Genomic DNA, 7,705 nt, shown 5'->3' with positions numbered 1-7,705 from the left:
GTTTATCCCCAAGCCCTTGCGCACCAATAGGTAGCACCAGTCGCGACAACAGCGCCCTGTCGCCCCCCTGCTCCACAAACCAGCTGGCAAATTTTGCGCGCTTGGTCTTCGAGCCCACCATGCCGACATAGGGACTATCGAGCCGGTTCAGCGCTTCGGCGGCTATAAGAAAATCCAGCGCATGGTCATGCGTCATGATCAGAAAGGCACTGCCCTTTGGCGCCGATCGCACGACCGCCTCGGGCATGGCAACCCGCCGATGCGCAATCCCCGGCGGCAACTGGTCAAGCTCATCCTGACGCGTATCGATGACTTCCATCCGCACCGGCAGCAGCGCCAGCATCTGCGCCAACACCCGCCCCACATGCCCCGCGCCAAACACATAGACCTGCGGAATAGACGCCATCTCGGCCTCAAGTCGCGCCGTCAAGTCACGCCGGATAACGGCATCGGCATAACGCAGCCCCACCTTCACCCGCCCACCGCAACATTGACCAATTTCCGGCCCCAGCGGCACATCCATGGCCTCTTCCGCCCGCCCCTCGGCAATCAACCGCCGCGCATGGTCGATGACCATATATTCGAGCGCCCCACCCCCGATGGTCCCAAAAATCGCACCCAGCGCGACAAGCATGAACGTCCCCTCCTCGCGCGGCGAGGAGCCACGGACGGAGGTCAGTTCGCACGCGATCACATCGGAGTTGGCGGAGAGGAAGGTTTCGAGAGTGGAGGAAGTGGTCACAAAACCCTCCCCACAAAAGCGGCATTGATAGAGCCGAGACGGCTGAAGCTTGCGCCTCCCTCCCCCTTGTGGGGAGGGATTGAGGGTGGGGGTGCTACAGACGCAACCACCAATCTCACCCCCGCGCCTCCTTCTTCAACCGCTCGACACCCATCAGCACCCGCTCCGGCGTCACCGGCATATCGAGCTGCGGCGCAATCGCGTAATCCGCCACGCTCGCCACCGCCATCCCCAGCGCCTCGGGCACACTCATCGCCAACATAAACGGCGGCTCGCCCACGGCCTTGGAGCGCCCAATCGTCGGCTCCTTGTTCACCGACCACTCAGCCAGCTTCACATTGAAAACCGGCGGCACATCACTCGCGAGCGGGATCTTGTACGTCGACGGCGCATGCGTCCGGAGTTGCCCCTTGGCGTCCCAAACCAGCTCTTCCGTCGTCAGCCACCCCATGCCCTGCACAAAGGCGCCTTCCACCTGACCCAAATCGATGGCTGGGTTCAGCGACTTGCCCACGTCATGCAAAATATCAACGCGATCAACGGTGTACTCACCCGTCAACGTATCGATGGTCACTTCACTCACCGAAGCGCCATAGGCAAAGTAGTAAAACGGATGCCCCTGCCCGGTGGCGCGATTCCAGTGAATCTTCGGCGTCTGGTAAAAGCCTGCCGCCGAAAGCTGCACACGGTTCATATAGGCCGACGTTGCCAGCTCACCGAAGGTGACGAACTTCGGCCCCGCCTGAATGCCACCCTGCACCCATTCGCAGGCACTTTCTTCGACCTGGTGCAACTTGGCCGCGTGTGCCAGCAACCGCTCCTTGATCTGCCGGCAGGCATCATAAGCCGCCATGCCGTTCAAATCAGAGCCTGACGAAGCCGCCGTCGCCGACGTATTCGGCACCTTGCCCGTGGACGTCGCCATGATCTTGACGGTGTCGAGGTTCACCCCGAACGCGTCGGCCACCACCTGCGCCACCTTGATATAGAGCCCCTGCCCCATCTCGGTGCCGCCATGAGAAAGATGGATCGACCCATCCTTGTAGACATGCACCAGCGCGCCGGCCTGATTGTACCAGGTCGCCGTGAAGGAGATTCCGAACTTTACCGGCGTCAGCGAGATGCCCTTCTTGAGCACCGCACTGGTCCTGTTGAATTCGAGAATCGCCTGCCGCCGCGCCTGATAGTCCGACGACGCTTCCAGCTCGTCCACGATCCGGTGGATGATATTGTCCTCCACCACCTGGTGGTAGGGCGTCACATTGTCGGTATCAGTGCCATAGAAATTGGCCTTGCGGATATCGAGCGGATCCTTGCCCAGCGCATAGGCAATATCCTCGATCCAGCGTTCCGCCCCCACCATGCCCTGGGGGCCACCAAACCCACGGAAGGCCGTATTGGACACGGTATTGGTATAAAGCGGCTCAGAACGTGCCCGCACCGCCGGATACCAATAGGCATTGTCGCAGTGAAACAGCGCGCGATCCGTCACCGGCCCTGAAAGATCCGACGAATACCCCGCCCTCGCGCCATAAACGGCGTCAACCGCATGGATCTTGCCGGTCTCGTCATAGCCAACATCATAGTCGACCACAAAGTCATGCCGCTTGCCGGTCGCGCTCATATCGTCGTCGCGATCGGGGCGGATCTTGCAGGCCCGGTTCCATTTCTTCGCCGCCAGCGCTGCCACCACGGCAAAGAGATTGCCCTGCGTTTCCTTGCCGCCAAACCCACCGCCCATACGGCGCACATTGACCGTCACCGCATTGTGCCGGATGCCCAGGGCCTGGGCGACGATCAACTGGATTTCACTGGGGTGCTGGGTGGACGAGAATAGCGTCACATCCTCGTCCTCGCCCGGAATGGCGAGGGCAATTTGCCCTTCGAGATAAAAGTGGTCCTGCCCGCCAATGGTGATGGCGCCCTTGGCCCGACGCGGCGCTCCGGCCAGCCCCGCCTTCACATCGCCACGCTCAAGCTTGAGCGGCGGCGTCACCAGCTTGCCACCAGCCGACTGAGCCGAACGCACATCGGTGAAAAACGGCAGATCCTTGTATTCAATCTTGGCCAGATGCGCCGCACGTCGCGCCTGGTCGCGCGTTTCAGCGACCACCGCAAAAACCGGCTGTCCCCAGAAATGCGCCACGCCATCGGCAAAAACCGGCTCATCATGCATATGCGCGGAACTGATATCGAGTTCGCCCGGCACGTCGTCGTTGGTCAGCACCCCAATGACACCTGGCGCCGCAAGCACCGCGGAAAAATCCATGCCGACGATCTCGGCATGCGGTTTGGTCGATAGCCCCAGATAGGCATGCATCGTGCCCACCGGCTCGATCATGTCGTCGATATATTCGGCCGTACCGCTAACGTGCTTCGGCCCGCTATCGTGCCGTGTATTGGTATGCATCACAGCCAGATTGATCGGCGCAGAATGCTTGTTCATCACGCCACCTCACGCTTCAGCCGCACGCTCTGCCCCGCCATATCGAGGAAGAAGCGCTTTAGGAGATTTTGCGCGGTCAGCAGCCGATATTCCGCCGAAGCGCGCATATCGCTGATCGGCTGATAGTCTTCCGCAAAGGCCGGCAGCGCCGCCTCGATGGTATCCATCGTCCAGGGTTTGCCAACCAGCGCGGCCTCAACTGCCTTGGCCCGCTTCGGCGTCGCCGCCATGCCGCCAAAGGCAATGCGCACCATGCCCACCGTCCCGGCATCGTTGACGAAAACCCGGAACGATCCGCACAGCGCCGAAATGTCTTCCTCGCGGCGCTTGGAAATCTTGTAGGTGGCAAACTTCTCGCCCGCCGGCAGCAGCGGCAGCGTCACGCTCTCGACAAACTCGCCCGGCTGCCGATCCTGCTTGCCATAGGCGACGAAGTAGTCTTCGAGCTTGATCTCGCGCCGATGCTCGCCCCGCCGCAGATGCAGTTTTGCGCCGAGCGCAATGAACGGCGGCGGCGTATCGCCAATCGGCGACCCATTGGCGATATTCCCGCCAATCGTCCCCATATTGCGGATCTGCTCGCCGGCGATGCGGTTCCAGAGCTCGCCCAGTTGCGGAAAATTCGCCTGAATGATCGGCAGCGCTTCCGAGTACGACACCCCGGCATAGAACCGCACTTCGCTGGCATTCTCGGCGATGCGCTTCAATTCCTGCAGATGGCCGATAAAGATCACCGGCCCGATATTGCGCATGAACTTCGTCACCCACAGCCCGACATCGGTCGAGCCGGCAACGATCCGCGCATTGGGATTGGCCTCATAGACGGCCGCAAAATCATCGAGGCTGGCCGGGATGATGATCTGCTGATCACCTTCGCCGACGACCACGCGCCGCCCATCATTCAGCGCCTTGATCGTGTCCTTGACCGCAATACGTTCGGCCCAAAGCACATCGCCCTGCGGCTGCCCGTAGGTGCCCATCGCCTCGCCCGCGCGAATGATCGGCGCATATCCCGTGCAACGACAAAGATTGCCCTGCAACGCCTTCTCGATTGCCGGCCGGGTCGGGCTGGGGTTGCGCATCCACAACCCATAAAGGCTCATCACAAAACCGGGCGTGCAGAACCCGCACTGCGACCCATGGTGGTCCACCATCGCCTGTTGCACCGGATGCAGCGCACCATTCTCGCCGCGCAAATGCTCGATGGTCACGACATGCGTGCCATGAAGGCTACCGACAAACCGGATGCACGCCGTCACCGAGTCATAAATGACCTCATCGCCGAACAGCCGCCCAACCAGCACGGTGCAAGCCCCGCAATCGCCCTCGGCGCAGCCTTCCTTCGAGCCACGCAGCCGCCGCTCCAGCCGCAGCCAATCGAGCAGCGTCAGGTCAGGCGCGACATTGGTGAGGGAAATCTCTTCGCCATTGAGGAGGAACCGAATGGCATCAGTAACCTCAACCATGGCTCAGCTCCCCCGATAGGTGGAGTAAGCGAAGGGGCTCACGAGCAGCGGCACGTGATAGTGCTTGTCCTCGGAAATAGTGAAACGGATCGGCACCACATCGAGGAACGGCGTCTCGATCTCGACCCCGATCCGCTCGAAATACTGCCCGACATGGAAACGGATCTCGAACTCGCCCTGCTGAAACTGATCGTCTGCCAGCAGCGGCTGGTCTACCCGACCGTCGGCATTGGTATAGCTGTCGCCCAGGTGATGCGTGTGGTCGCCATGCACGAAGTGCAGTTCCAAGCGCATGCCGCGCGCCGGCTTGCCCGCCATCGTATCGAGAACGTGAGTGGTAAGGCGTCCACCGGCCATATGCTGCTCCTATGCATACTGTCCGAACGTGGGGCCGTTTCGGAGCAGCATGCGCAATTCGTTTCCCCGAAGAGCACCATAGAACCGCGATTCTGCTCTTGATACTCTCAAATTGGGAGCACTATGCTGCCGAAACGGCAACAGCAAGTCCCGCAATGACCGACAAGAGCCCTACCGCCGACCGCCCCCGCGAACACGCGCTTTCCGCAGGCCTCCTCGCCCGCGTCTTCCACCAGCCTTCGCTACTCTACTTCAACGCCGTCGCCACCCATCTGTCGATCCGCGAAGCCGCCCGCCGCCTCAACGTCGCTTCCTCAGCGGTAACCCGCCAAGTCGCCCAGCTCGAAGATGCCCTCGGCATCACCCTCTTCCTCCGCGATAAGCGCCGCATGCGCCTCTCCCCCGCCGGCGAAATCCTCTTCCGCCATTCGCGCCGCCTCACCGCACCCATGGAAGCCGCGGTGTCGGAAATCGAACTCCTCCGCGGCGTCCGCGCCGGCGTCGTTCGCATTGGCACCGTCGAGAGCGTCGGCCTCTCCTTCCTGCCCCGCCTCATCAGCGACTTCGGCCAGCGCTATCCGCGCCTGACCATCGATGTGTCGATCGTCTCGTCCAGCGAGGTTGTCGAGCGCCTCGTCGAAGAGCGGGTCGACATCGGTTTCGGCTTCATCGCCAAGCAGCCCCGTCAGGTCGACATCGCCTTCCGCCGCGACGTGCATATCGGCGCCATCATGACACCCGACCACCCGCTGGCATCCGCCCAAAACCTTACTATGGACCAATGCCTCGATCACGCTCTCGCCGTGGCGCGCCCGGAAATCTCCATCCGCGAGGTCATCGAACCCTTCCTCCGCCGCTCGGGCGTCACCCTGCCGCCGATGGTGGAAGTCAATTCCATCCGCATGCTGGTCGAACTGGCTTTGGGCGGCCATTACCTTTCGATCATGACGCCCATCGGCGCGCAAAACGAAATCGCCGATGGCCGTCTGGTCTTCAAACCCCTCACCGACAATGGCCTCCCCACAAATCGCTTCGGCATCCTGGTCCGTGCCGGCAGCTCGCTGCATCTGGCGCCGGCCATCTTCTTCGATCACGCCAAGGGCTATTTCGAAGAGCTGCAATTGCCGGGAGCCATCTAGCGCAATCACCGGACTTGCGCTTACGTTGACGCCGACTCCTTCGAAAAACGAGACATCGATGAACCGCTACCCCCGCGATATGCAAGGCTATGGCCGCAATATTCCCAATGCGAACTGGCCAGGCGGCGCCCACGTGGCGGTGCAATTCGTGCTCAATTACGAAGAGGGCGGCGAAAACAACATCCTCCACGGCGACGCTGCCTCCGAAGCCTTTCTCGTCGACGTGCTCGGCGCCGCTCCCTGGCCCGGCCAACGCCACGCCAATGTTGAATCCATGTACGAATACGGCGCCCGCGCCGGTTTCTGGCGCCTGCACCGTCTCTTCACCGAAGCCGACCTTCCGGTCACGATATACGGCGTCGCCACCGCCCTGATGCGCGCGCCCGAACAGCTCGCTGCCATGCAGGAAGCCGGCTGGGAAATCGCCTCCCATGGCTACAAGTGGGTCCAGCACAAGGACATGCTGCCCGAAGAAGAGCGCTCCCAGATTGCCGAGGCCATCCGTATCCACACCCTGGCAACCGGCTCACGCCCCCTCGGCTGGTACACGGGCCGCTCCTCGCTCAACACCGTCGATCTTGTCGCCGATCACGGCGGCTTCGCTTACATTTCAGATACTTACGACGACGACCTGCCCTATTGGAAGGTCATCAACGGCAAGCCGCAACTGATCATCCCCTATAGCCTCTCGACCAACGACATGCGCTTCGTCACCGGCCCCGGCTTCGACAATGGCGAGGAGTATTTCCAGTTCCTCAAGGACACCTTCGATTGCCTCTATGCCGAAGGCCAGGCCGGCAGCCCCAAGATGATGTCGCTCGGGCTCCACTGCCGCCTCGTCGGTCAGCCAGGTCGTTTCCAGGGCCTCAAGAAGTTCGTGGATTACATCAGGACTTTCGACAAAGTCTGGGTTCCGACTCGTCTCGACATCGCTCTCCACTGGGCCGAGCAGCACCCCTATGTGGCGCCACAAGTCATCCCCAGCCAACTCGACCGCGCCGACTTCGTCACCCGCTATGGCTCCATCTTCGAACATTCCCACTGGATCGCCGAACGCGCTTGGGATGGTGAACTCGCCCCCGCCAATGACACCGCCGTCGGCCTCCACTTTGCCCTCCGCACCCAGTTCCGCGCCGCCACGCCCGAAGAACGCCTCGCCGTACTTCGCGCCCACCCCGACCTGGCCGGCAAGCTCGCCGCCGCCAAGCGCCTGACCGCCGATTCCACCGCGGAGCAGGCGTCGGCCGGCCTCGACGCCCTGACCGATGACGAGCGCGAAAAGTTCACGTCGCTCAATAACGCCTATGTGCAGAAATTCGGCTTCCCCTTCATCATCGCCGTCCGCGACAACACCAAGGCCGGTATTCTCGAAGCCTTCGAGAAGCGGAGCGCCAACAGCGCCGAGGAAGAGTTCGCCACCGCCTGCGCCCAGGTCGAGCGCATCGCCCTGCTCCGGCTCAAGGCACTGCTGCCCTAAGCCCACCGCGGCGTCATTCCCGCGAAAGCGGGAATCTCTGCCTCAAGACAAGTTGGCCGGCCGCAGATCAACCTGCCG

At 62.0% G+C, this 7,705-nt stretch carries 6 protein-coding genes; 2 read left to right on the top strand and 4 right to left on the bottom strand.

Features of this window, described 5'->3' with window-relative positions; genetic code table 11:
• The 4 genes from xdhC to uraH form a co-directional block, all read right to left on the bottom strand.
• On the bottom strand, positions 1–742 hold a 742-nt coding region (gene xdhC, locus ABW043_RS04130), incomplete at its 3' end, for a xanthine dehydrogenase accessory protein XdhC (RefSeq protein ID WP_353919967.1).
• Positions 743–857: 115 nt separating this feature from the next.
• The gene (gene xdhB, locus ABW043_RS04125) at positions 858–3,188 is read right to left on the bottom strand and encodes a xanthine dehydrogenase molybdopterin binding subunit (RefSeq protein ID WP_353919966.1); all 2,331 of its coding nucleotides are present in this window, start codon (positions 3,186–3,188) and stop codon (positions 858–860) included.
• The gene (gene xdhA / locus ABW043_RS04120; RefSeq protein ID WP_353919965.1) at positions 3,188–4,654 is read right to left on the bottom strand and encodes a xanthine dehydrogenase small subunit; all 1,467 of its coding nucleotides are present in this window, start codon (positions 4,652–4,654) and stop codon (positions 3,188–3,190) included. The genes xdhB and xdhA overlap by 1 nt, the downstream gene beginning before the upstream one ends.
• 3 nt (positions 4,655–4,657) lie before the next feature.
• Positions 4,658–5,011 (bottom strand): hydroxyisourate hydrolase, encoded by a 354-nt coding sequence (uraH, locus tag ABW043_RS04115; protein WP_291406852.1) that lies wholly within the window; start codon positions 5,009–5,011, stop codon positions 4,658–4,660.
• Between the two features lie 155 nt (positions 5,012–5,166).
• Between uraH and ABW043_RS04110 the strand changes: the two genes are divergently transcribed.
• Together ABW043_RS04110 and puuE are read left to right on the top strand one after the other, a co-directional pair.
• Positions 5,167–6,150: a LysR family transcriptional regulator gene (locus ABW043_RS04110; protein WP_353919964.1), complete on the top strand. Its 984-nt coding sequence runs from the start codon at positions 5,167–5,169 to the stop codon at positions 6,148–6,150.
• A 58-nt stretch (positions 6,151–6,208) separates the two neighbouring features.
• Entirely contained in the window at positions 6,209–7,627 is a 1,419-nt protein-coding gene (gene puuE / locus ABW043_RS04105) for an allantoinase PuuE (RefSeq protein WP_353919963.1), read from the top strand.
• Positions 7,628–7,705 lie beyond the last annotated feature (78 nt).

The organism is Devosia sp. (genome assembly GCF_040509215.1).
Lineage (GTDB): Bacteria > Pseudomonadota > Alphaproteobacteria > Rhizobiales > Devosiaceae > Devosia.
The sequence above is the reverse complement of the archived record's forward strand: the minus strand, read 5'-3'. Positions and strand labels throughout refer to the sequence as shown.

Coding starts and splice junctions, on each gene's coding strand:
- xdhB (WP_353919966.1), bottom strand. CDS start 3,188: ATGAACAAGCATTCTGCGCCGATCAATCTGGCTGTGATGCATACCAAT.
- uraH (WP_291406852.1), bottom strand. CDS start 5,011: ATGGCCGGTGGACGCCTTACCACTCACGTTCTCGATACGATGGCGGGC.
- xdhA (WP_353919965.1), bottom strand. CDS start 4,654: ATGGTTGAGGTTACTGATGCCATTCGGTTCCTCCTCAATGGCGAAGAG.
- ABW043_RS04110 (WP_353919964.1), top strand. CDS start 5,167: ATGACCGACAAGAGCCCTACCGCCGACCGCCCCCGCGAACACGCGCTT.
- puuE (WP_353919963.1), top strand. CDS start 6,209: ATGAACCGCTACCCCCGCGATATGCAAGGCTATGGCCGCAATATTCCC.